Source organism: Paracoccus haeundaensis, assembly GCF_006239215.1.
GTDB classification, from domain to species: Bacteria; Pseudomonadota; Alphaproteobacteria; order Rhodobacterales; family Rhodobacteraceae; genus Paracoccus; species Paracoccus marcusii.
Map to the genome: position 1 here is coordinate 71,590 of NZ_VDDC01000011.1, position 21,046 is coordinate 92,635.

At 69.1% G+C, this 21,046-nt stretch carries 21 protein-coding genes; 13 read left to right on the top strand and 8 right to left on the bottom strand.

Features of this window, described 5'->3' with window-relative positions; translation table 11 throughout:
- Window positions 1-32: 32 nt before the first annotated feature.
- Complete coding sequence (locus FHD67_RS06905) at window positions 33-923, top strand: YihY/virulence factor BrkB family protein (RefSeq protein ID WP_232303326.1); 891 nt, start codon at window positions 33-35, stop codon at window positions 921-923.
- Window positions 924-959: 36 nt separating this feature from the next.
- On the opposite strand, the gene FHD67_RS06910 is transcribed toward FHD67_RS06905, so the two are convergent.
- Window positions 960-1,763: a response regulator gene (locus tag FHD67_RS06910; RefSeq protein ID WP_045981908.1), complete on the bottom strand. Its 804-nt coding sequence runs from the start codon at window positions 1,761-1,763 to the stop codon at window positions 960-962.
- A 131-nt stretch (window positions 1,764-1,894) separates the two neighbouring features.
- On the opposite strand from FHD67_RS06910, the gene FHD67_RS06915 reads away from it, so the two are divergent.
- The 7 genes from FHD67_RS06915 (at window position 1,895) to FHD67_RS06945 (ending at window position 8,623) form a co-directional block, all read left to right on the top strand.
- Complete coding sequence (locus FHD67_RS06915; RefSeq protein WP_231558891.1) at window positions 1,895-2,005, top strand: NepR family anti-sigma factor; 111 nt, start codon at window positions 1,895-1,897, stop codon at window positions 2,003-2,005.
- Between the two features lie 55 nt (window positions 2,006-2,060).
- Window positions 2,061-2,627, top strand: coding sequence for an RNA polymerase sigma factor (locus FHD67_RS06920; protein ID WP_139598276.1), 567 nt, complete (start codon window positions 2,061-2,063; stop codon window positions 2,625-2,627).
- 76 nt (window positions 2,628-2,703) lie between these two features.
- Window positions 2,704-4,428, top strand: a complete 1,725-nt coding sequence (locus FHD67_RS06925; protein WP_246071253.1) for a sensor histidine kinase — start codon at window positions 2,704-2,706, stop codon at window positions 4,426-4,428.
- Between the two features lie 78 nt (window positions 4,429-4,506).
- Window positions 4,507-5,202, top strand: a complete 696-nt coding sequence (locus FHD67_RS06930) for a paraquat-inducible protein A (protein WP_046000521.1) — start codon at window positions 4,507-4,509, stop codon at window positions 5,200-5,202.
- The gene (locus FHD67_RS06935) at window positions 5,199-5,861 is read left to right on the top strand and encodes a paraquat-inducible protein A (RefSeq protein ID WP_045981912.1); all 663 of its coding nucleotides are present in this window, start codon (window positions 5,199-5,201) and stop codon (window positions 5,859-5,861) included. The genes FHD67_RS06930 and FHD67_RS06935 overlap by 4 nt, the downstream gene beginning before the upstream one ends.
- 42 nt (window positions 5,862-5,903) lie before the next feature.
- Window positions 5,904-7,955 carry a PqiB family protein gene (locus tag FHD67_RS06940; RefSeq protein WP_139598278.1) on the top strand — a complete coding sequence of 684 codons (2,052 nt, stop codon included), beginning with the start codon at window positions 5,904-5,906 and terminating at the stop codon, window positions 7,953-7,955.
- A 2-nt stretch (window positions 7,956-7,957) separates the two neighbouring features.
- A complete protein-coding gene (locus FHD67_RS06945; protein WP_052715237.1) occupies window positions 7,958-8,623 on the top strand; it encodes a PqiC family protein in 666 nt (221 codons plus the stop codon).
- 118 nt (window positions 8,624-8,741) lie between these two features.
- Here the strand turns inward: FHD67_RS06945 and FHD67_RS06950 are convergent, their stop codons facing one another.
- The 3 genes from FHD67_RS06950 to FHD67_RS06960 form a co-directional block, all read right to left on the bottom strand.
- Window positions 8,742-9,119, bottom strand: a complete 378-nt coding sequence (locus FHD67_RS06950; RefSeq protein ID WP_045981913.1) for a hypothetical protein — start codon at window positions 9,117-9,119, stop codon at window positions 8,742-8,744.
- Between the two features lie 78 nt (window positions 9,120-9,197).
- The gene (locus tag FHD67_RS06955) at window positions 9,198-11,024 is read right to left on the bottom strand and encodes a S8/S53 family peptidase (RefSeq protein ID WP_139598279.1); all 1,827 of its coding nucleotides are present in this window, start codon (window positions 11,022-11,024) and stop codon (window positions 9,198-9,200) included.
- A complete protein-coding gene (locus tag FHD67_RS06960; RefSeq protein ID WP_139598280.1) occupies window positions 11,015-12,073 on the bottom strand; it encodes a phosphatase PAP2 family protein in 1,059 nt (352 codons plus the stop codon). The genes FHD67_RS06955 and FHD67_RS06960 overlap by 10 nt, the downstream gene beginning before the upstream one ends.
- Window positions 12,074-12,170: 97 nt before the next feature.
- Between FHD67_RS06960 and FHD67_RS06965 the strand changes: the two genes are divergently transcribed.
- Complete coding sequence (locus tag FHD67_RS06965) at window positions 12,171-13,709, top strand: AfsR/SARP family transcriptional regulator (RefSeq protein ID WP_139598281.1); 1,539 nt, start codon at window positions 12,171-12,173, stop codon at window positions 13,707-13,709.
- Here FHD67_RS06965 and FHD67_RS06970 read toward each other — a convergent pair.
- From FHD67_RS06970 to FHD67_RS06980, 3 genes are all read right to left on the bottom strand, one after another.
- Window positions 13,706-14,482, bottom strand: coding sequence for a 3'(2'),5'-bisphosphate nucleotidase CysQ (locus FHD67_RS06970; protein WP_139598282.1), 777 nt, complete (start codon window positions 14,480-14,482; stop codon window positions 13,706-13,708). The two genes, FHD67_RS06965 and FHD67_RS06970, sit on opposite strands and share 4 nt — an antisense overlap.
- On the bottom strand, window positions 14,469-15,830 hold the full coding sequence (locus FHD67_RS06975) for a TldD/PmbA family protein (RefSeq protein WP_045981916.1): 1,362 nt from the start codon (window positions 15,828-15,830) through the stop codon (window positions 14,469-14,471). The genes FHD67_RS06970 and FHD67_RS06975 overlap by 14 nt, the downstream gene beginning before the upstream one ends.
- Window positions 15,831-15,896: 66 nt before the next feature.
- Window positions 15,897-17,513, bottom strand: coding sequence for a DUF2125 domain-containing protein (locus FHD67_RS06980; protein WP_139598283.1), 1,617 nt, complete (start codon window positions 17,511-17,513; stop codon window positions 15,897-15,899).
- Window positions 17,514-17,588: 75 nt separating this feature from the next.
- On the opposite strand from FHD67_RS06980, the gene FHD67_RS06985 reads away from it, so the two are divergent.
- From FHD67_RS06985 to FHD67_RS07000, 4 genes are all read left to right on the top strand, one after another.
- On the top strand, window positions 17,589-18,215 hold the full coding sequence (locus FHD67_RS06985; RefSeq protein WP_139598284.1) for an enoyl-CoA hydratase/isomerase family protein: 627 nt from the start codon (window positions 17,589-17,591) through the stop codon (window positions 18,213-18,215).
- Between the two features lie 172 nt (window positions 18,216-18,387).
- The gene (locus FHD67_RS06990; RefSeq protein ID WP_045981919.1) at window positions 18,388-19,143 is read left to right on the top strand and encodes an amino acid ABC transporter substrate-binding protein; all 756 of its coding nucleotides are present in this window, start codon (window positions 18,388-18,390) and stop codon (window positions 19,141-19,143) included.
- Between the two features lies 1 nt (window position 19,144).
- Window positions 19,145-19,819 carry an amino acid ABC transporter permease gene (locus FHD67_RS06995; RefSeq protein ID WP_139598285.1) on the top strand — a complete coding sequence of 225 codons (675 nt, stop codon included), beginning with the start codon at window positions 19,145-19,147 and terminating at the stop codon, window positions 19,817-19,819.
- Window positions 19,816-20,556, top strand: coding sequence for an amino acid ABC transporter ATP-binding protein (locus FHD67_RS07000; RefSeq protein WP_139598286.1), 741 nt, complete (start codon window positions 19,816-19,818; stop codon window positions 20,554-20,556). Before FHD67_RS06995 ends, FHD67_RS07000 begins: the two co-directional genes overlap by 4 nt.
- Here the strand turns inward: FHD67_RS07000 and FHD67_RS07005 are convergent, their stop codons facing one another.
- Window positions 20,557-20,979, bottom strand: a complete 423-nt coding sequence (locus tag FHD67_RS07005; protein ID WP_139598287.1) for a hypothetical protein — start codon at window positions 20,977-20,979, stop codon at window positions 20,557-20,559.
- Window positions 20,980-21,046 lie beyond the last annotated feature (67 nt).

A 21,046-nucleotide genomic window follows, 5' to 3' on the forward strand; every position in this document is an offset into this window, starting at 1 on the left:
GACCATGCTGACGAAAAGGGATGCGGGGCGGGATGCTGGACTGGCTGCGGGATCTGGGATCATTCTGGGGCGCCATCTTCGAACGGATGGACAAGACCCACATGACGCTGATCGCGGCGGGCGTCGCGTTCTATGCGATGTTCGCGGTGTTTCCCGGACTGGCCGCGATCATCGCGCTGTGGAGCCTGTGGTTCGACCCGATGGTCGTCCTGACCTATCTGGACGTCGCGCATGAATTCCTGCCGGACGGCGCGTCCGACATCGTCGACGACCAGGTGACCACGCTGACGCAAAATGGCCAGACCTCGGTCGGGTGGACGTCATTCGTGTCGTTCATGATCGCCACCGTCGCGGCGCGGGCGGGGGTGGACGCCCTGATCCGCGGTTTGAACGCCGCCTATGGGGTGCGGGCGCATTCGACGATCTTCGGCTTCGTGCTGGCCTATGCGCTGACATTGGTGATCGTCGGGATCTCCCTTGCGGGGCTTGCGACGATCGTCGTGGTGCCGGTGCTGCTGAACTTCCTGGTCTTTGCGCCGGTGCGGGCATCGCTGCTGACGGTGCTGCCTTGGGCGGGGATGTTCCTGCTGGTGATCGTGACCATCGGGGTGCTGTATCGCTATGGTCCCAACGTCAAGACGCCGCGGACCCCGATCTTCACTTGGGGCGCGCTGTTCGCGGCCGTGCTGTGGTCGGCAGGGTCGATCGCGTTTTCCGCCTATCTGGGCAGCTTTAACAGCTACAACCGTATCTACGGCTCGATCGGGACCGTGGTGGCGCTGCTGATGTGGTTCTATCTGGCGGGGTTCTCGGTGCTGTTGGGTGCGCTGATCAATGTCGAACTGGCGCGGCGTCGCCGGATGCGTGCGGCACGCGAGGCACGGCGCGGCTTTGACGAACTGCTGGCCGAGAAGGCAAAGTGAAAGGGGCGCCCGGTCGGGGCGCCCCTGTCCTTGTCCTCAGGCGTTCAGGCCCTCGGTCGAGGCAAAGAACATTGCCTGGCTGACCGCCGAACGCACCTGCTCCTCGCTGTAGGGCTTGGAGATCAGGAAGGCCGGCTCAGGGCGGTCGCCCGTCAGCAGGCGTTCCGGGAATGCGGTGATGAAGATCACCGGGATGTCGCCCATGCTGCCCAGCAGCTCGTTGACGGCGTCGACGCCCGACGATCCGTCGGCCAGCTGGATGTCGGCCAGGATCAGGTCGGGACGGTGCTTGCCCGCCAGCTCGATCGCGGCGGTGTGGGTGCGGGCGACGCCGGTGACGTCATGGCCCATTGCCTGAACGATGCCCTTCAGGTCCATCGCGATGATCATCTCGTCCTCGATGACCATGACCTTGCCGCGCAGCGCCTGGCCCATCTCGTTCAGGGCGATCTGGACCAGTTCCTCCGCCTCGGCGGCCTCGATCTGCATCACGCGGGCGATCTGGTCGGCGCGCAGCTCCTCGATCGTGCGCAGCAACAGGGCCTCGCGCGAGTTTGGCGTCAGGCCGCGCAGATGGCCCTGGGCCCGGCGTTCACGTTCGGACATCTCGGCATCGTCCACCGGCTGGCCCGAGCTTTGCCAGATCACGTGGAACGTCTTGAACAGCGCGATGCGCAGGTCGTCTTCGCCGTCCAGGACGCTGCGATCGGTCAGGATCGCCTCCAGCGTGGCGGCTGCATAATTGTCGCCGGCGCGCTGGCTGCCGGTCAGGGCGCGCGCATAGCGACGCAGAAACGGAAGCTCGCGCCCGATGGATTGGGCCAGATCGGCAACAGTCATTACACAGTCCTCTTAAATCGCGTATTGCAGGGAACCAACTGAACCCCCTATCGGTTGCATGCTGTGCGCACAAGTTTGTCGGGACTGACACGAATATGACACCAAAGCGAGACGACCGCAGGAGAGCGGCTGTGGAAAAACAGATCGATGAGAACCTGAAACGCGTCTATGAGCAGGATGCAACTGACCAGATCCCCGATCGGTTTCTGGAACTGCTGAAGAAGTTGAAGGAACAGGAATGATCCGTTTCCCGGCCCGGCGTTCCTCGATCCCCAAGCTTTCCGGTGTTTCATTTCCATGACCAATTCCCCTTCGGTTCATCCGCGCGACCAGCTGGTCGACCATCTGCCCGCATTGCGGGCCTTTGCGCTGTCGCTGACCCGCGAGGGGGCGTCGGCCGACGATCTGGTGCAGGACACCATCGTCAAGGCGTGGACGAACATGGACAAGTTCCAGGCCGGAACGAACCTGCGCGCCTGGCTGTTCACCATCCTGCGCAACACGTTCTATTCGTCGCGCCGAAAGACCAAGCGTGAGGTCAGCGACATCGACGGCATCCATGCCGCCCGCCAGGCGACGCGGCCCGACCATGACGGGCGCCTTGCCCTTCGCGACTTCCGCGCGGCTTTTGACAAACTGCCCGACGAACAGCGCGAGGCACTGATCCTGGTCGGCGCATCGGGCTTTTCCTATGAGGAGGCGGCCGAGATGACCAAGGTCGCCGTCGGCACGGTCAAGTCGCGCGCCAATCGCGGGCGCCGCAAGCTGGCTGAACTGCTGCACCTGGAACAGGGTGAGGAGTTGAGCATGACCGACCAGGCGACCCTGGCTGTCATGGCGCAGAACAACTACAGTTCTCGCTGAGGCGGGCGGTGTGCTGAGGCGGATCACCCAACGGATGGAATTCACGCGGCGTCTCGGGTTTCGGCTCGGGGCGCTGTTGTCCATCGCGATCCTTCCGATCGGCCTGATCTCTCTTGTCCAGAACCTGCACCTGTCGCGCGAGGCGGAACGCAGTGCCGAAATCGCGCTGCTGGGCCGGACAGCATCGGCCGCCGCCGGAGAGCGGGCTCTGCTGCAAAGCGCATTGGGGGCCGCCGACGCCTTGGGCCCCGCGATCCTGGAAAGCGCCGGCCAGCCCGGCATGTGTTCGGATCTGCTGCGCAATTTCGTGCAGCGCAGCGGCACCTATCGCCATGCGGCCTTCGTGCCGGTGGACGGGCGCGTCGAATGCAGTTCCGCCGGGCCGGACGACCCGCAGCTGGACCTGTCGAACAGCGACATGGTCCGCGAGTTCATGCAGAACCCGATGACCGCGGTGACCGCCATGGCCCAGGGGCCGGTCAGCCGGGAACCCGTCGTTGTCGTGCTGCAGCCCCTGTATCGCGACCGCGAATTCCTGGGCCTGACCGCCCTGTCCCTGACGCAGGAGCTGCTGCGTTCGACCCACGCGATGGATTTCGGGACCGAAGGTGCGCGTATCCTGACCTTCAACAATTCCGGCCGCGTGCTGATCGCGGACACCAGCCAAGGTGACGACCCGGCCCAGCTGCTGCCCCGCGACGTACCCCTGGTCAGTTTGCCTGGACAGGGAGAGGCGACCTTCCGCACCCGCGCCAACAGCGGAGAGATGCGCGTCTTCACCGTCGTGCCGGTGGTCCCCGGCCTGGTCTATGCCCTTGGCAGCTGGAGCCCCAGCATCGCCGGCGTCGGCCTGTTCCAGCTGTCGCGCTTCGGCGCGGTCATGCTGCCGGTGGCGCTGTGGGTGGTGTCGCTGGCGGTCGCCTATTTCGCGGTGTTCCGGCTGGTCCTGCGCCACATCACCGTCCTGCGCGGACAGATGCGTCGTTTCGCCATCGGCAATCGCGACAGCCCGCCCCCGGTCCTAGCCGATGCGCCGACCGAGATCGCCGATGTCAGCCAGACCTTTCACAACATGGCCCGCATCCTGATCCGCGACGAAGAGGCGATGGAGCAGGCCGTCGCCGAAAAGACCGTCCTCCTCAAGGAGGTCCATCACCGGGTCAAGAACAACCTTCAGTTGATCGCCTCGATCATCAACATGCAAAGCCGCCTGATCGACGACCGCGACGCCAAACGCGTGCTGCGCTCGGTCCAGGACCGGGTGGCGGCGTTGGCCACGATTTATCGCAACCTGTATCAGGCCGAACAGCTGGATCAGGTCTATGCCGACCGGTTGATCACCGACATCATCGCCCAGCTGACCACCGCATCGGCCAGCGCAGGCCGTCACCTGCAGGTTCAGACCGACATCCAGCCGCTGACGATGCTGCCCGACCAGGCGGTGCCGCTGACCCTGCTGACGACCGAAGCCTTCACCAACGCCATGAAATACGCGGGCAATCCGGCGGATGGCGGCGATCCGTGGGTGCGCGTGTCGCTGACGTCTCCCACGCCGGGGCAGGGGCTTCTGGAGGTGGTGAACTCTACCGGCCCGGACGAGGCCGCGGGCGGCACCGGTCTGGGCAGCCAGCTGATCGAGGCGTTCTCTATGCAGCTGGAGGGCGATGTCACCACCGATTCCCAGCCCGGCGCCTATCGCTTGGCGCTGACCTTCCGGCTTGGCCAGGCCGGTTCCGCGGGCGGTAACAGCCCGCGACAGGTCGTCCTGACATCGGCGGCGCGGGCCGGATCGCGGCATTAGCGCCGCGCCTGCGTGCAATTCTGCGTGGCCCGCTCGCGCCATGCTTGCACCGCAGGCCGTCAGGCTTATCTTCGGCGCATGGAACGCGAACAAACATATGATCTGTCGACCGGCGAAGGGCTGATTGCCTGCCCGCTCTGCGACGCCCTGCATGTCCAGGAGGATCTGGACGTCGGAGAGACCGCGCGCTGCATCCGTTGCGGCACGGTCCTGGCCAAGCCGCGCGACGGCGCGTTCGCGCAGCTGATCGCGCTGGCCTTCACCTCGATGGTGCTGCTGGTGGGGGCGGTGTTCTTTCCCTTCCTGGAGGTGTCGGCGATGGGCTTCGGCAATGCCAGCTCGCTGTTCGACGTGGCGTTGGCCTTTGCCGACGGGGTTCTGCTGCCGCTGGTCTTGGCGGTGCTGGCGATGATCATCGGCCTGCCGATCCTGCGGGCGTTCTTGCTGCTGTATACGTTGGTCCCGCTGGCGCAGGGGCGTCCTCCGCATCGCCACGCGGCCATCGCCTTCCGCTGGTCCGAACTGCTGCGCCCCTGGTCCATGGCCGAGATCTTTGTCATCGGCACCGCGGTCGCGCTGATCAAGGTCGCAGGTCTTGCCACCGTCCATCTGGGCCCGGCCTTCTGGGCATTCTGCGCGCTGATCTTCGTGAACCTCGCCAGCCGTGCCTTCATGTGCCAGACCTCGATCTGGGACGCGATCGAGGATGCCGGCATGAAGACCGAGTATCAGGCCAAGACCCCCGCCCCCCTGACCGCCCCCGGCGACGCATGAGCGCGCCTGCCGGACAGTCCGATGCCCCCGTCCTGACCGCGCATCGCGCCGGTCTGTCGGGGTGCCACCGTTGCGGCCGGGTCTGGCCCCAGGATCAGGCCCGCTGTCACCGCTGCGGCGCGCATCTGGTCGCGCCCGACCGGCGCGGCCTGCAGAAGGTCTGGGCATGGTGGCTGGCTGGGCTGATCGCCTATATCCCCGCCAACGTCTTCCCGATGATGAGCACCCAGACCTTCGCGGGCCTTGCCGGCAACTCCGAGGCGACGATCCTGGGCGGCGTGGTCGAGCTGATGCATTACGGCAATTACGACATCGCGCTGATCGTCTTCGTCGCCTCGGTCATCGTGCCGGTGGGCAAGTTCCTGGCCATCGCCTGGCTGGCCGTCGTCGCGGGCCGCCCGGCCAGCGTGGACCAGGCCCATTCGCGGCTGAAGGTCTATGAGGTCGTCGAATTCATCGGTCGCTGGTCGATGATCGACGTCTTTGTCGTGGCCATCCTGTCGGCGCTGGTGCAGCTGGGCTTCGTCGCTTCGATCCGGCCGGGACCGGCCGCGGTGTCCTTTGCCCTGTCGGTTGCCTTCACGATGCTTTCTGCGCAAAGCTTTGACGCACGATTGATCTGGCGCGGCCTGCCCTTGCGCACCCGCCGCGAACCCTGACCACCTGCATTTCCAGTACGAACGCCCAAGGATCACGACCTCATGACGGACACACCCCCGCCCCTGACGCCGGCCAGCCCGGTGCGCAAGACGGCCGCCCGCGCGGCCCAGGCCGGTATCAACGTCATCTGGATCGTGCCCATCGTGGCGCTGATCGTGACGCTTGGCATCGCCTGGAACGCGTTCCGCGACCGGGGCAGCGTGATCGAGATCGAATTCGCGGACGCCACCGGCATCACGCCCGGAGAGACCACGCTGCGCTTTCGCGAGATCACCGTGGGCGGGGTCGAGGGGGTCAAGTTCACCGACGATCTGTCGCGGGTCGTGGTGTCGGTCCGCGTGGACACCGACGTGGCGCAGTTCATCGATGCCGACGCGTCCTTCTGGATCGTCCGCCCGCAGGTCAGCGCCCAGGGGGTTACCCGTCTGGACACGGTCCTCAGCGGCGCCTTCATCGAGGGTTACTGGGACGCCGAGGTGTCCGAGCCGGCTGCACGCTTCACCGGATTGGACCGCCCGCCGCTGATCCGCAACGATCAGCCCGGCACCTGGGTCACCCTGTCGATGGAGACCGCCGACGGCCTGTCCGAAGGGGCCCCGGTCCTGTTCCGCGGCGTTCAGGTCGGGCGGCTGGAGAACATCCGCGTGGATTCCGGCACCGACCGCGTCATCGTAGACGCCTTTGTCGAGGCGCCCCATGACGCGCGGCTGACCAGCGCGACCGTCTTCTGGGACACGTCCGGCTTCTCGGTCTCGCTTGGGACGCAGGGGGTGGCGCTGAACGTCAATTCGCTGTCGTCGCTCCTGCAGGGCGGCGTGGCCTTCGAGACCTTCGTCAGCGGCGGCGCGCCCATCGAACCCGGACAGGAATTCGCCGTTCAGGCGGACGAGGGCACGGCCCGCACCGCCCGGTTCGAGGATGACGACACCCGCCTGCTGCGCGTGGGGATCCTGATCGACGATAGCGTCGAGGGCCTGTCCACCGGCGCCGATGTCCAGTTCCAGGGCCTGCGCGTCGGTCGCGTGACCGACCTGGCCGTCAGCCTGACCGAGGATGAGCAGGGCAACACCGTGCCGCGCCAGCTGGTCAGCATGGTGATCTCTCCGCGGCGGATGGGCCTGCCGGACGGATCGACCGCCGACGACGCGCTGGCCCTGCTGACCGAGGAGGTCGGCGACGGCCTGCGCGCGCGCGTGGCCAGCGCCGGATTCCTGGGCACCACCCTGATGGTCGAACTGGTGGACATGCCCGATGCGGGCCCGGCGACGATCGACCTGGAAACGGGACCGAACCCGCTGATCCCGTCGGTGCCCGGCGATCTGGACGATTTCACCGCCAGCGCCCAGGGGCTGGTCAACCGCATCGGCAACCTGCCCATCGAGGAGCTGCTGACCTCGGCCCGCGACACGCTGGACGGGATCACCGCGCTGGCGACCTCGCAGGACACCCGTGCGATCCCCGGTGCGCTGCGCGAGGCGATCGAGGGGGGCAGCGTTGCCTTGGCCGACATCAGCGCCATCACGGGCGATCTGCGGCAGGCCGAAAGCGGACAGACCCTGGCCCGGATGCTGGACGAGGCCTCCGCCGCCTTCACCGCCGTGTCCGAGGCCGCCGTGGGCGTCCCCGAGATGGTCGAACAGATCGACAGCGCCGCAGCTTCGGTCGAGGAGTTCGGCTTTGCCGAGATCAGCCTGCAGGCCGAGGGAATCCTGGCCGACCTGCGCGCCATGCTGGGCAGCGAGGATGCCGAACAGCTGCCGCGCAACCTGTCCAACGTGCTGGAATCGGCCACGGGCCTGCTGGACGACCTGCGCGACGGCAACGCCGTGGGCAGCCTGAACAGCGCGCTGGACAGCGCCAGCCAGGCCGCCGACCAGATCGCGGCCTCGGTCCAGCAGCTGCCCGACCTGCTGCAGCGCCTGCAGGTCACCGCGGCGCGGGCCGACACGCTGTTTGCCAGCTATGGCGACCGGTCGGCCTTCAACAACGAACTGATCGGGGCGCTGCGCGAGCTGCGGCGTGCCACCTCCTCCATCGGCTCGGTTGCCCGGCTGATCGAACGCAACCCCCGCGCCTTCATTCTGGGACGATAGACATGATGCTGCCCCACCGCGCCCTGCGCCTGCCTGCCCTGCCCATCGCCGTCCTGATCGGGGCGTCCCTGCTGGGCGCCTGTTCCAACTCGGAAAAGACCGGGCGTTTCCTGATCGACCCCCCGGTGGCCGGGGTCCAGGTGCCCAACCGCCTTGGCACCGCGGAACTCAAGGACGTGTCCCTGCCCGAATACGCCGCCGACCAGGAGGTCGCGTTCCAGACCGGCGACGGGGCGGTGCGGTCCAACTCGGACAACCTGTGGGCGGACGACCCGGCCCGGTCCTTCACCACGACGCTGGCCCGCGCGATCAGCGACGTGTCGGGCGCCACCGTCATCAGCGAGCCCTGGCCCCTGGCCCAGCCCCCCGCCCGCATCCTGGAGGTGCGCGTCGAACGCGCCTTGGCGCAGGCTGACACCACCTATCGCCTGTCGGGGCGGTATTTCGTGTCCGACGACGGCCTTTCAGGGGGCGGCACGAACCACGCGCGCAGCTTTGACATCCGCGTTCCGATGACCGCGCAGGGGCCGGCCGCGACGGCGGCCGCGGCCAGCCAGGCGATCTCGATCCTGGCACAGCAGATCGCGACGCTGTCGGGGCCGGGGGCGACCATCGCCACCACGCGTCCGGCCGCGTCCGATCCGTTCGATCTGCCGCCGCTGTTCTGAAAAAGATCGGCGGAAGGCCGCCCCAGACGGCCTTCCGCCGATCCACCCGCAGGACGGGCACCAATACCACCACACCGCTCACGACAGACGGCCCTGCAGGTATCCCTTCCGGCGCGGATCAGGCGCCGGATGTCTCGGTGGGCCCGTGGCCCAGCACCCGGATGATGACCGGCAGCACGAAATGGTCAAAGCAGGTGCGGTCCGGGTTGAAGGCGCCGGGCCGCCCGACGCCGCCGCATTCCTCGCAATCCTCAAGCGTGCCCCAACAGTTCGGACAGGCGCCAAGCGCGCAGGCCAGCATCTCCGCGTGATCGATCAACAGCTCGTTCTCGCGCTCCAGCCGCTGCAGCGCGGCCCAGCTGGGCCGGTCGGCGGTGCCGGTGGTCTGCATCCGCGCCATCGCCCGCCCGACCGACGCGCCGGGCGCCGGGTCCGCGCCCAGCATCCGCAGGGCGGCCAGCATGTCCTGGAATTCCGCGGTGTCCTTGTCCTTCATCGCCTGTCCCCCGTGCGGACGATCCGTTCGTCCTGTGCATCGTGATTCGCATGCTGCCGTGAAAGCGGCGTGAAAGGATCAGTCCCGTCGCGGTTCGGTCGGCAGGACCGGCACGGGGACGTCTGTCGCCCCCTGCGCCAGCCGGATGATCGCCGCGCGGCTGTCGGGCCGCGCCCCGTCGGCCAAGTGTCCGGCCAACCAGCGTGTCGCCTGAGGGGCCGCCATCGAGCTGCCGCTCATCACGGCAAAGCTGCCGCTGGTGCGGCCACGCACGATCATGCCGGGCCGGGCCTGCGACCGGTCCACGCAGGCCAAGAGATCACCGCCCTGCGCCGCCCCGATCAACGAGGCATAGGCCAGCCCCCGCCCGCACCGGTCCACCGCGCCAACCCGCAGGCCGTGCCGCCCCGTCGCATAGGCGTTCACCGTGTCCGCCCGCTGCACCCGCGCGGGGCCGGCGGTCTGCGGGTCCAGCAGGACGGGAAACCCCCGGGCGTCCATGTCGGCATAGGCGGGCTGGGACAGCCAGCTTTGCCGCGCCTCTCGCGGGAAACCGCGCAGGACGTCGTCGCGCTGGACCGACACCGCGTGATCGCCGTCCCCCTGCACCAGCGCCAGCCCCCACCGGCCGGGCGGCGCCCAGCTGTCGCCCGCGGCGGCGGGGCAGGTCGGCGCCATGATCAGCGTCATGCATTCGCGCCAGCCGTCGGGATGCGGCATCACCCGATAGAACGCCCGGCCCAGATCGCGCCCCCGCCCGTCGCGCAGCATGCTGGACTGGTTCGGGGCGCAAAAGCGGGTCCGGGCCTCGGTCCCGCCGGGTGGCGTCAGCCCGATCCGCATGGGCCAGTCCGGTCGCGTGGGACGGACCGGCCCCCAGATCTCCAGCGGGGTCTGGGTCGCGTCGTCGGGCGGCAGTTGCCATCCGATCCTGCCCTGGGGACGCAGGGTCGCGCGCAGGCGCGCCATGCGATGATTGCCGGTCGGCAGCACCGCATGCACCGGCCCCAGCCCGGTGGACGCATGGGTCGCCAGCGCATCCAGAAAGCGTTCCAGCAGGCCCGTGCCGTCGCGCGGCCCCGCCGTCAGCCCCAGGCTGAGGTTCAGCACCACGGGCAGGCGCACGCTGTCCACGGGCAGGCCATGCGCGGCCTCGACCTGGCGGCACAGCATCCGGGCGCGGGTGATGACGAAGACGATGGCGGCCAGCAGCGGGTCCTGGGCCAGCGTGGCCGAGGTGTCCGCGATCACCCCGGGGGCCAGCGTCACCCCGATCACCGGATGATTGCGGGCACGCGGATCGTCCGGCGCAAAGCCCGCGGCCAACAGCGCCACCGCCGCGCCGTGACCCGCGGCAAAGGCCGCGCTGTGCGTCGTGCGGCGGTCCATCGCCACGACCCCGGCCCTGCGATAGACCGCATCCTCGGCCGCGATCGCACCCGATTCCAGTCCCGCCAGCCAGCCGCCGATCCTGTCGCCCCGCAGCTCGATTCCCCATGGTAGGTCGCGGCCCGGACCGTCGGGATCGACGCGGGCATCCTGGACCCACAGCGACGCCACCCGCGACAGCGCCCCGGGCAGGCGCAGGTGCTGATGTGCGAACGGAATGGCATCGTCGATGACGGCGATGATGCAGCCCCGGTCCGGGTCCGGCAGCGCGCTCGCAGCCATCAGCGGACCGGCGCCTGCAGGGGCCGGGTCACGGTTCACCGCGTCCGGGTGCAGGACCGCGGATGGCAGGAACCAGGACCGATCCATCCGCCCGAACGCCTGCGCCATCAGCGTGGGAAGGTCGGGCGCGGATGTGGGCGGTGTCCCCCGGTGTCGCCGGCACCATTCAACCAGCGCGGGCGACAGCCCCGCCGGGGCGGGACCCGGGGTGGTCCATGCGGCTGTCAGCTCCACCGGTCCGCCCGTTCGTCCCGGGCGCGCGCGACCAGCGTGGCCCATAACGGCGCGGGGCGCGGGGTCAGTGCAGGTCCCCGCAGCCTTGTGGCGGGATCGGCGTCGTCCAGCATCTCGGCCAGGATGCCATAGTGGAAATCGCGCACGGCCCCGCCGTCGTGATAGAGCCGCCCGTCGAACTGCGCCCCGTGGGCGGTCGCGGCCGGATCGGCGCGGGCCAGCATGTAATGCGCCAGCTGCATCCCCAGCACCGCCCCCGCGGCGCTGTCGGCGGGGAAATGCACGCCGGCCACCGTCCGGTTCACCGCGATGCGACAGGCCAGTCGGAACAGCGGGTCGTCGGCCCGTAGCGGCGCCCGTGGGTCGTCCAGCCGCGTCAGCAGCGTGGCCAAGCAAAAGGCTTGGGTCGCATGGCCGCTGGGCAGGGTGGGATGGCTGGGACAGGCGATCATCGGCTGGATCAGATCGCTGAACTGCGTTGGGCGCGGACAGGCCAGCGCCAGCTTGAGGCGCATCACCGCGGCGGTGGTCAGGTCCATCGCACAGGCCAGCATCTCCAGCGTGGCGGGGTTCCGCGACGGCTCCAAGGGGCGGATCGCGGCAAAGAACGGCATCAGGCCGTGGGTCTGGACCTCGATCTCGGGGGCGCGGTCGGGGCGCAGTTCGGCGTAATGCCCGACCATCGCCGCAGCCTCGCGGAACTGCGCCAGATCCGGCCGGTCGATCCGCACCAGTGAGGCGCAGGTTCCGTCCGCCTGGCGGCACAGCAGGCTGGCGGATGATGCACCGGCGATCCCGTCATCGGCCGACAGGGGCAGATCCTCGGACAGTTCCGCCAACAGGATTGCGGCGCGGTGGTCCGGGTCCAGCCGCGCCAGCCGCGCACCCGGCGCCAGCATGGCGGGGGAGCCGCCCCGGCCCTGCGGATCCTCGGTCCCCGCGATCGCATCGCGCGTGCGCATCAGGGCAAGGGACAAAAGCGCCCCCTGGCCGTCCGGCATGTTGTCGGACTTGGCATGCTTGGCATGTTTGGCGTGGAACAGGGACATGATGCACCAGGGAAAACGGGAACGGGTGACCCGATTAATCTATCACACGAAGCCGTGATTGCATAACCTTTTGCAAATCGCCCTTTGGGACAACGCCATGGATCGTCTGACCCTGCACCTGATCGGTCCGGTAGAGATGACCGGCCCGGGCGACCGCCGTCTGACGCCGCGGGGCATGCGGGCCCGGGGGGCGCTGGCGGTACTGGGCACGGCCCGGGGCCTGCGCGTCACGCGGGCGCGGCTGCAGGACCTGCTGTTCAGCGACCGCGACCCCGATCACGGCAATGCCAGCCTGCGCCAGCTGCTGAGAGAGATCCGCCAGGGCCTTGGCCCCGCCCGCGACGCGCTGGTCACGGGGCCGGGCTGGGTCGGGCTGGACCCCGACCGGGTGCAGGTGGATCTGGCCGCCCGCCCCGGTCCCGACGGCCAGGTGCCCGAATTCGCGGCCGACCTGGACATCCCCGACCCTGAGTTCGAGGACTGGCTGCGCGATGCGCGCCAGACCGCGGCCGCCCGCATGCCCCAGGTCGCCACGGCGGATGCGCTGCCCGACCTGCTGCTGTCCGATCCGGTGTCCATCGGGCAGGATGCGATGGTGCTTGCCACGATGATCCTGTCCGAGGCCGCGGGCAGGGCCGCAGACCTGCTGCCCATCGCGGTCCTTTCGCCGGGGGCTGCGCCGCGGGGGGCCTATGTGCGGGTATCGTCGATGGCGAACGTGCAGGGCGGCGTCTTCAGCCTGCTGGTGCGGCTGATCCACCAGCCGTCGGGCCGGGTGATGTGGTCACAGCGGCTGACGGCGCCGCTGGCCGGCCTGGACGGACGGCTGGACGACCTGGCCGCGCGCTGTTGCCTGGGGATGCTGCAGGTGCTGGACCAGGGGCGGGCGCTTGGGGCGGCGATGGGAATCTCGTTCGCGGACGTGTTCAGCTTTTCCGCGTCCCGTCTGGCGCGCGCCGATCAGGTCCTGGCGCAGCTGGGCGACAGCATCACCCCGGCGGTGACCCTGTCGCTGCGCGCCTGGATCCGCACAACCCACGCCTTTGAACGCCTGACCCCCGATCCCCGCCAGGCCATCACCGAGGCGGTAGAGCTTGTCGCCCGCGCCCGTCGGGCCGCGCCCTTCCACGCCACCGCCCTGGCCGTGCAATCGGTGGTCGAGGCCTATCTGGACCGTGACCAGATCGCCTTCGACCTGTCGCGCCAGGCCGTGCTGTCCGATCCGGGCAACCCCCTGGCGCGGCTGGCCCATTCCCGCGCGCTGGCCGGTGTCGACCGCTTTGCCGATTCCGCGGCGCAGGCGCGGGGCGGGCTGGACCAGGCGCTGTCCAGCCTGAATCCCGCCAATTGGCACTTGGGAATCGGGGTGGCGATGATGCGCGCGGGCGATCTGTCCGCCGCCACACGCCATCTGGAGGCCGTGCACCGCTTTGCCCCCGACAACCGCCCTGCCCTGCGCTTCCTGGCCGCCCTGCGGTACGCGCAGCGCGACGAGGAAGGCACCGTCCGCGCCCTGCTGGCCCTGCGCAGGCTGGAGCCGGATTTCAGCCTGGACCTGATGGGCAGCGACGGATACCCGGTGGACAGCCTGCGCAGGCTGGGCCTGCTGCAGGTCGCAGGATCACGGCTGATCTAGCGCAGCGCGGCCAGCAGCGCGCCGTGCAGGCGCGAGCCCGCCACGATCAGCCCGTCCACCTGCGCGGCCTCGCCGTTGAACCGCATCGGCTGGCCCCGCCGGTCGGTCACGCGCGCGCCCGCGCGTTCCGCGATCAGCGCCCCGGCGGCGATGTCCCATTCCCACGCCGCGCGCAGCGACAGCGCCGCGTCGAACCGTCCCTCGGCCGCAAGGCACAGCCGCCACGCCAGCGAAGACCGGAACTCGCGCCGGAATCCGGGCATGCCGCTGTGCCAGTTCGGCGCATCGGCCACCGCGCGATAGGTCAGCACCCGTGCGCCCTCGATCGCTGCATCGGTCGGGGCGATGGGGGCGCCGTTCAGCGTGGCGGGACCGTCGACATGGGCGGCATAGGTCAGCTCAAGCACCGGCAGGTGGACAACCGCGGCCACGATCCGGTCGCCCCGTGCCACGGCCAGCGAATGGGAAAACCCATCCTGCCCGTCGATGAAGGCGCGGGTGCCGTCGATCGGGTCGATGATGAAGCAATGTTCGGCGTCAAGGCGGGCGGGGTCGGCCTCGGATTCCTCGGACAGCCAGCCGTAATCGGGGCGCGCGGCGGTCAGGGTCGCGTGCAGGGCGTCGTTGACCGCCAGATCGGCCTCGGTCACCGGGCCCGCGCCACCGCCCTTGTCCCAGGCCTGCGGATCGCGCCGCCAGAACCGCAGGGCGATCCGCCCCGCGTCCCGCGCGGCGGCGGTCAGCAGGTCCAGGTCGGCCTCAGCCCCCGGCAACGGTCATGCCCTGGACCAGCAGGCTGGGCACCTCGGTTCCGCGCCACGGCAGGGCGTCGTCGGCGGCCTCCAGCGTCATCAGCATGTCGCGCAGGTTACCCGCGATGGTGCATTCGTTCACCGGCCAGGCGATGCGGCCGTCCTGAACCCAGAACCCGGCCGCGCCGCGGGAATAATCGCCCGTGGTGCCATTCACCGACGCCCCCAGCATCGACGTCACGATCAGGCCGGTGCCCATCCGTTCGATCAGGTCCTGGCGGCTGACGCGCCCCGGCGTCAGGATGACGTTGCTGTGGCTGGGGGACGGGCTGGAGGCCAGCCCCCGCGCCGCCGATGCGGTGCTGTCCATGCCCAGCTTGCGCGCCGTGGCCAGGTCCAGCGTCCAGCCCTGCAGCACGCCGTCGGCCACGATCATCCGCGCCCGCGTGGGCAGTCCCTCGGCATCGAAGGGGCGCGACGAGGGATAGCGCGGGCGCAGCGGATCCTCGGCCAGGTCCATGCCGGCGGGCAGGACGGGCTGGCCCAGGTCGCGCCGCAGCCAGCTGGCCCCGCGCGCGATGGACGACCCGTTCACCGCCGACAGCAGATGGCCGATCAGCGAGGCCGACACGCGGCGGTCATAAAGGATGGGATAGGCGCCCGTCGGCGGCTTGCGCCCGCCTGCGCGGGCCAGCGTGCGTTCCGCGGCCAGGGCGCCGATCTCCTCGGGGGTGGGCAGGTCGGCGGCGAAGGTGCGGGATTCGCCCGCATAATCGCGCTCCATCCGCAGCCCCTCGCCGGTGATCGCGACGACCGACAGCGAATGCCCGGTCCGGGCATAGCCGCCCGAAAACCCGTTCGACGCGGCCAGCCACATGCGCCGCTGGCTGTAGCTGGCATTGGCCGCCTCGACCTGAGATATCCCCGCCACGTCCAGCGCCGCGGCCTCGGCGCGCTGCGCCAGGTCCTGCAGGTGCTGGGGTTCGGGTTCCGGCGCGTCCTCGGCCAGTTCCAGGCCGGCGGCGTCGCGATGGCGCGCCAGCTGGCCGGGATCGGCCAGGCCCAGATGATCGTCCACCGGCGCCTCGCGCGCCATGGCGACGGCGCGGGCGGCCATCTCGACGATGGCGGCGTCGCGGTGGTCGGACGACGACACCGCCGCCTGGCGCCCGCCCACCAGCACGCGCAGCCCGATCTCCAGCCCTTCGGCGCGTTCGGCCTGTTCCAGCGCGCGGGCCCGCATGTCGATGCTGACGGACCGCCCGTCGACGGCCAGCGCGTCGGCCTGGTCGGCCCCGGCACGGCGCGCGGCATCGATCAGCGCCTCGGACAGGCGCTGAAGGCGAAGGGGATCGGCGGCGTCGGTCATGCAGGCCTCACAGGCGAAAGGATCAGGCCGGAACGGATGCCCCGGCCCGCTGTCAAGGGATGCGGATCACTGGATCTGCTGGCCGTTGGCAAAGATCGCGCCATTCTCGCGGAACTCGATCTCGGTCTGCAGCTGGTCGGGGTTGCCCTCGACCGGGCGGGCGAACATCGCCATCATCATGCGCGGACCCATCAGCTGCTCCTGCGGCACGACGCCCATCGCGACCAGCGTGTCCAGCAGGCCGTTGATGCCGCCGAACGTGCCCTCGATCTTGCCCAGGGGCTGGCTGGGATCCTCGCCGAAGGTCAGCGCACCGGACAGGTCGGCGGTGGCGCCCACGGCGTCCAGGGCCAGTTCCTTGATGGTCAGGCTGCGCGGCTGCAGGGGCATGGGCGCGGCGCCGTCCGGACCGGGCTCCACCGGCTGCGGAAAGTCGGGATCCATGAAGTTCTGCGTCAGCATGGCCGTCCCTTCCAGGTCGATGGTCAGGCTGGCCGGATCGCGCGGCAGCGCCGCCTCGGGGTCCAGCGCCTGCCAGATCGCGTCGTCCAGAGTCAGCCCGTCCAGCACATAGGTCAACGCAAAGGGCTGTTCCTGGTCGGATGCCACGATCGGCATGGCCAGCCGGAACCGGTTCTCCGCCGCGCCATAGGCGATCGGGAAGGGCATGCCCGTGGCGGTCAGGTTGGTCGTCATGTCCGTCAGCCCCCCCTCGTAGGACAGGCCGTCCTTGGAGATGCCGACGGCCAGCGTGCCGCTTGCCGCCTGAAAGCTGCCTTCGGAATCGTTGCGGCTGCCATCCGCGGTCAGGGTGCTGGCGGTGAAGCTGCCGCTGGTCGCGCCCATCGCAAAGCTGCCCTTGCCGCCAAAGCCCGCCTGCAGCGCCTGCGTGGGCTGGCTGCCAAAGTTGACCTCGCCCGCAGGACTGGTGCCGTCGCCCTGCATGCTCAAGTCGGCGATGGTGATCGTGGCCTGGAAATCATCGGTCTCTGCGGTGGCCGCCGGGGCGTCGGGCGCCTCGGATGCCTCCGGCGCGTCGGTGGCGTCGGGCGCGGTTTCAGGCGCATCTGTGGCGGCAAGCGACGGCCCCGAGGCGGTGATCTGCGCCTCCAGCGCATCGGCGCGACCCTCGAAGGTCTGGGTGCTGGCGCCGTCGGCGGCGGTGGTGACGGTCTGGCTGCCGGTGACGCCGGTCAGCGTGGCGGTCAGCGGAACCTCGTTCCGGTCGTCCAGCGCGCGGCCCGACATGGTCAGCGTGGGCATGGTCACGTCATGGGTCAGCGCCTCGGGCGTGCCCGAGCTGATCGTCTCGTTGCCGGGGGCGTCCATGGTCATGGAAAAGCCCACGGCCTCGTCGTCGCCCTCGGGCACGGCGCTGCTCTCCAGCGTCATCTGGCCGCCCACGACCGACCGCACGGTGCCGTCGCCGACCGCGGTCAGCACGATTTCGGGCAGGGTCAGGATCATGTCCGGGGCATCGGCCTCTCCGTCGACGGTCAGGACCACGTCGGTCAGGGTGATCGCCTCGTCCGAGGCATCCTCGGACCCGACCTGGACCGCATAGCCCATCTGTTCATAGCTGTCCTGCAGGCTCTGCCAGACTTCGGCGGGGGTGACGTCTGCAAGGGCCGGGCCCGCGCCCAGGATCAGCGCAAGCGCCGAGGTTGCAAGGGGACGGTTCATGGCGGATACCTTTCGCAAACCTGAAATCGGGGGGATTCCTGACACAGTGCCGCCGAAAGGGAAAGGGAACAAGTCGTGATCCGCAGCCATCACCGGGACGGCCTGTCCCTGCTGACGATCGACCGCCCCGACAAGGCGAACGCCCTGACCGCCGACATGCTGCGCGACCTGCGCGCGGGTGTGGCGCAGGCCCTGGACAGCGGCGCGCGGGCGCTGATCCTGACCGGGGCGGGCCGGGTCTTTTCGGCCGGCGCGGACCTGGACCAGGCCCGCGCGGGTCTGGCCACGGCCCCCGAATGGGAGGACCTGTCCGCCGCGCTGGCCGCCCTGCCCTGCCTGACCGTCGCCGCGCTGAACGGGTCGCTGGCCGGGGGCGCCTTCGGCATGGCGCTGGCCTGCGACATCCGCCTGGCGGTGCCCGATGCAAGGTTCTTCTATCCGGTGATGCGGCTGGGCTTTCTGCCGCAGCCAAGCGACCCGGCGCGCCTGGTGGCGCTGGTGGGGCCTGCGCGGGCGCGGATGATCCTGATGGCCGGCGCCCGGATCGACGCGCCCGAGGCGCTGGCCTGGGGCCTGGTCGACCGCATCCTGCCCGCGCCCGACCTGATGGAGGCCGCGCGCGCCCTGGCCACCGATGCCTTGGCCGCCGACCCCGCCCATGTCGCCACGATCAAGGCGATGACGCGGCCTTCGCGCGCTTGATCGCGGTCCCCGGACCCGTCATGGAACGAAGTTCCCCGCCCGCCGTTGCGCCAGCAGGGCTTGTTCCGCGGTGCTGCGGCCTGCCGCATCTTTGTCCTTTTCTGCCACCGCCCCGCTTGCGGATCGCATTGCCAGATCGCAGGTAACGTCCAAGAACCTATGGAGATTTCCCGTGCGCACGCTTGTCCTGACCGCCGCCCTTGCCCTGACCACCGCCCTGCCCGCCGCGGCCGACACGATCCGCGTCGGCATGTCCGGCGGCTACTTCCCCTTCACCTTCACCCGTGCGGATGAACTGCAGGGCTTCGAGGTGGATTTCCTGAACGCCATTGCCGAAGAGACCGGCGACGAGGTCGAATTCGTCACGATGTCCTTTTCAGGCCTGATCGGCGCGCTGGAATCGAACCGCATCGACACCATCGCCAACCAGATCACCATCACCCCCGAACGCGAGGCGGCATTCGCCTTCACCCAGCCCTATGTCTATGACGGCGCCCAGATCGTCACGCGCGAGGGCAACCCGGCCGCGATCGAGGGGCCGGACAGCCTGGACGGCAAGACCGTTGCGGTGAACCTGGGGTCGAACTTCGAACAGTTGCTGCGCGAACTGCCCAATGCCGACCAGATCGACATCCGCACCTATGAAAGCAACATCGAACAGGACACGGCGCTGGGCCGGGTCGATGCCTTCGTCATGGACCGCGTGTCCTCGGCCCAGGTGATCGCGCAGAGCCCGCTGCCGCTGGAACTGGCCGGAGAGCCCTTCTCGGAGATCAGGAACGCCCTGCCCTTCCGCAACGACGAAGCCGGTCAGGCGCTGCGCGACCGCGTTGACGCGGCCATCACCACCCTGAAGGAGAACGGCACCCTGGCCGAGATCTCTCAGAAATGGCTGGATGCCGACGTGACGCAGCCCGTGTCGCAGTAACATGCGGCCTCTGGACACCGCCTACATGTGGGACCTGGTCCCGGTCATCGCCGGCTATGTGCCGCTGACGCTGTTCATGGCGATCGTCGCGATGGTGGCGGCGCTGACCCTGGGGTCGGCGCTGGCCATCGTGCGCGTGCTGCGCGTGCCGGTCCTGGACCGCGTCGTGGCGGTGTTCATCAGCTTCTTCCGCGGCACGCCGCTGCTGGTGCAGCTGTTCCTGTTCTATTTCGGCCTGCCCCAGATCGTGCCGGCGATGACCGGCATCGACGGCGTCACCGCCGCGATCATCGGCCTGACGCTGCATTTCTCGGCCTATATGGCCGAGAGCATCCGCGGCGCCATCCTGGGCGTCGACCGCAGCCAGTGGGAGGCGGCAGCCTCCATCGGCATGACCCAGGGACAGCTTCTGCGCCGGATCATCCTGCCCCAGGCTGCGCGGACCGCGGCGCCGACGCTGATGAACTATTTCATCGACATGATCAAAAGCACCTCGCTGGCCTTCACCCTGGGGGTGACCGAGATGATGGGCGCCGCCCAGAAGGAGGCCGCAGGCAGCTTTCTGTACCTGGAGGCGTTCCTGGTGGTCGCGCTGTTCTATTGGGTGATCGTCGAAACCCTGTCGGTCGGCCAGCGCCGGCTGGAATCCAGCCTTGGAAAGGCCGTCGCACGATGAGCTGTCAGATCGAGATCACCGGACTGGTCAAGCGCTTTGGCGACAACACGGTCCTGGACGGCATCGACCTGTGCCTGGAGCCGGGGGAACGCGTGGCGATCATCGGGCCGTCCGGGACAGGGAAATCGACCCTGCTGCGCTGCCTGAACTGGCTGGACACGCCCGATCAGGGCACGATCCGCATGGGCGACGTGACGGTCGATGCCGCACGCGCGACCAGGGGGCAGATCCTGGGCCTGCGGCGGCGGACGGGGTTCGTGTTCCAGAACTATGCGCTGTTCGCCAACAAGACCGCCCGCGGCAACATCACCGAAGGGCTGACCACCGTGCGCGGCTGGCCCGCCGACAAGGCGCGGGCGCGGGCGGATGACATCCTGACCCAGATCGGCTTGGCGGATCGGGGCGACAGCTATCCCGCGGCCATGTCCGGCGGTCAGCAGCAGCGCGTCGGCATCGGTCGCGCGATGGCGCTGGATGCGGACCTGATGCTGTTCGACGAACCGACCAGCGCGTTGGACCCCGAATGGGTGGGCGAGGTTCTGGACCTGATCCGCCGCATCGCCGACGGACGCCAGACCATGCTGATCGTCACCCATGAAATGCAGTTTGCCCGCGAAATCGCGGACAGGGTGGTCTTCATGGAAGGTGGGCGCATCGTGGAACAGGGGCCGCCTGCGCAGATCTTCGGCAATCCGCAGGACGACCGCACACGGGCCTTCCTGCGTCGCGTGGGCTGACTACAGCCCTGCGACCTGGAAATAAGCCTGCGTGCTGCGGTCATCGCTGAAGCCGATGCCGCTGGCGATGATGCAACTGGTCTGATCATCACGCGGCGCGACCAGTGTCCATGTCCCCAGCTGATCGGACCCCCACAGCTGCGTGCCCTGCACCCCGGTCATGTCGACGGGATGTTCCGCAAAATCCTGTTCCAGCGTCGCAGCGATTTCCGCATCATCGGCACAATAGGGCTGGTCGTCGACGGCAATTTCCGACACCGGCATGGTCTGGATGTCCTCCAGCAGGGCGGCAGGCTCGATGCCCTGCATCGCGCTCCAGCCCTGAACCGGCTGGTTGGGGCTGGCCGACAACGCCGGCGTGACGCTGAGCAGCGCCACGACGCCGGCGCAGCCAAGGCGGGTGATGCGGTCTGCACGGGTCATGATGATAGCCTTTCTTGCGAATTCCCCAACAAAACGCGGTTTTGTTCGCAAGAGTTCCGTCGGCCCG

What these genes read in the sequence shown, in the direction of transcription:
- FHD67_RS06960 (WP_139598280.1), bottom strand. Translation starts at nt 12,073, where the DNA reads ATGTCCCTGTTCCACGCCAAACATGCCAAGCATGCCAAGTCCGACAAC.
- FHD67_RS06905 (WP_232303326.1), top strand. Translation starts at nt 33, where the DNA reads ATGCTGGACTGGCTGCGGGATCTGGGATCATTCTGGGGCGCCATCTTC.
- FHD67_RS06945 (WP_052715237.1), top strand. Translation starts at nt 7,958, where the DNA reads ATGATGCTGCCCCACCGCGCCCTGCGCCTGCCTGCCCTGCCCATCGCC.
- FHD67_RS06930 (WP_046000521.1), top strand. Translation starts at nt 4,507, where the DNA reads ATGGAACGCGAACAAACATATGATCTGTCGACCGGCGAAGGGCTGATT.
- FHD67_RS07000 (WP_139598286.1), top strand. Translation starts at nt 19,816, where the DNA reads ATGAGCTGTCAGATCGAGATCACCGGACTGGTCAAGCGCTTTGGCGAC.
- FHD67_RS06965 (WP_139598281.1), top strand. Translation starts at nt 12,171, where the DNA reads ATGGATCGTCTGACCCTGCACCTGATCGGTCCGGTAGAGATGACCGGC.
- FHD67_RS07005 (WP_139598287.1), bottom strand. Translation starts at nt 20,979, where the DNA reads ATGACCCGTGCAGACCGCATCACCCGCCTTGGCTGCGCCGGCGTCGTG.
- FHD67_RS06940 (WP_139598278.1), top strand. Translation starts at nt 5,904, where the DNA reads ATGACGGACACACCCCCGCCCCTGACGCCGGCCAGCCCGGTGCGCAAG.
- FHD67_RS06920 (WP_139598276.1), top strand. Translation starts at nt 2,061, where the DNA reads ATGACCAATTCCCCTTCGGTTCATCCGCGCGACCAGCTGGTCGACCAT.
- FHD67_RS06950 (WP_045981913.1), bottom strand. Translation starts at nt 9,119, where the DNA reads ATGAAGGACAAGGACACCGCGGAATTCCAGGACATGCTGGCCGCCCTG.
- FHD67_RS06980 (WP_139598283.1), bottom strand. Translation starts at nt 17,513, where the DNA reads ATGAACCGTCCCCTTGCAACCTCGGCGCTTGCGCTGATCCTGGGCGCG.
- FHD67_RS06995 (WP_139598285.1), top strand. Translation starts at nt 19,145, where the DNA reads ATGCGGCCTCTGGACACCGCCTACATGTGGGACCTGGTCCCGGTCATC.
- FHD67_RS06910 (WP_045981908.1), bottom strand. Translation starts at nt 1,763, where the DNA reads ATGACTGTTGCCGATCTGGCCCAATCCATCGGGCGCGAGCTTCCGTTT.
- FHD67_RS06935 (WP_045981912.1), top strand. Translation starts at nt 5,199, where the DNA reads ATGAGCGCGCCTGCCGGACAGTCCGATGCCCCCGTCCTGACCGCGCAT.
- FHD67_RS06975 (WP_045981916.1), bottom strand. Translation starts at nt 15,830, where the DNA reads ATGACCGACGCCGCCGATCCCCTTCGCCTTCAGCGCCTGTCCGAGGCG.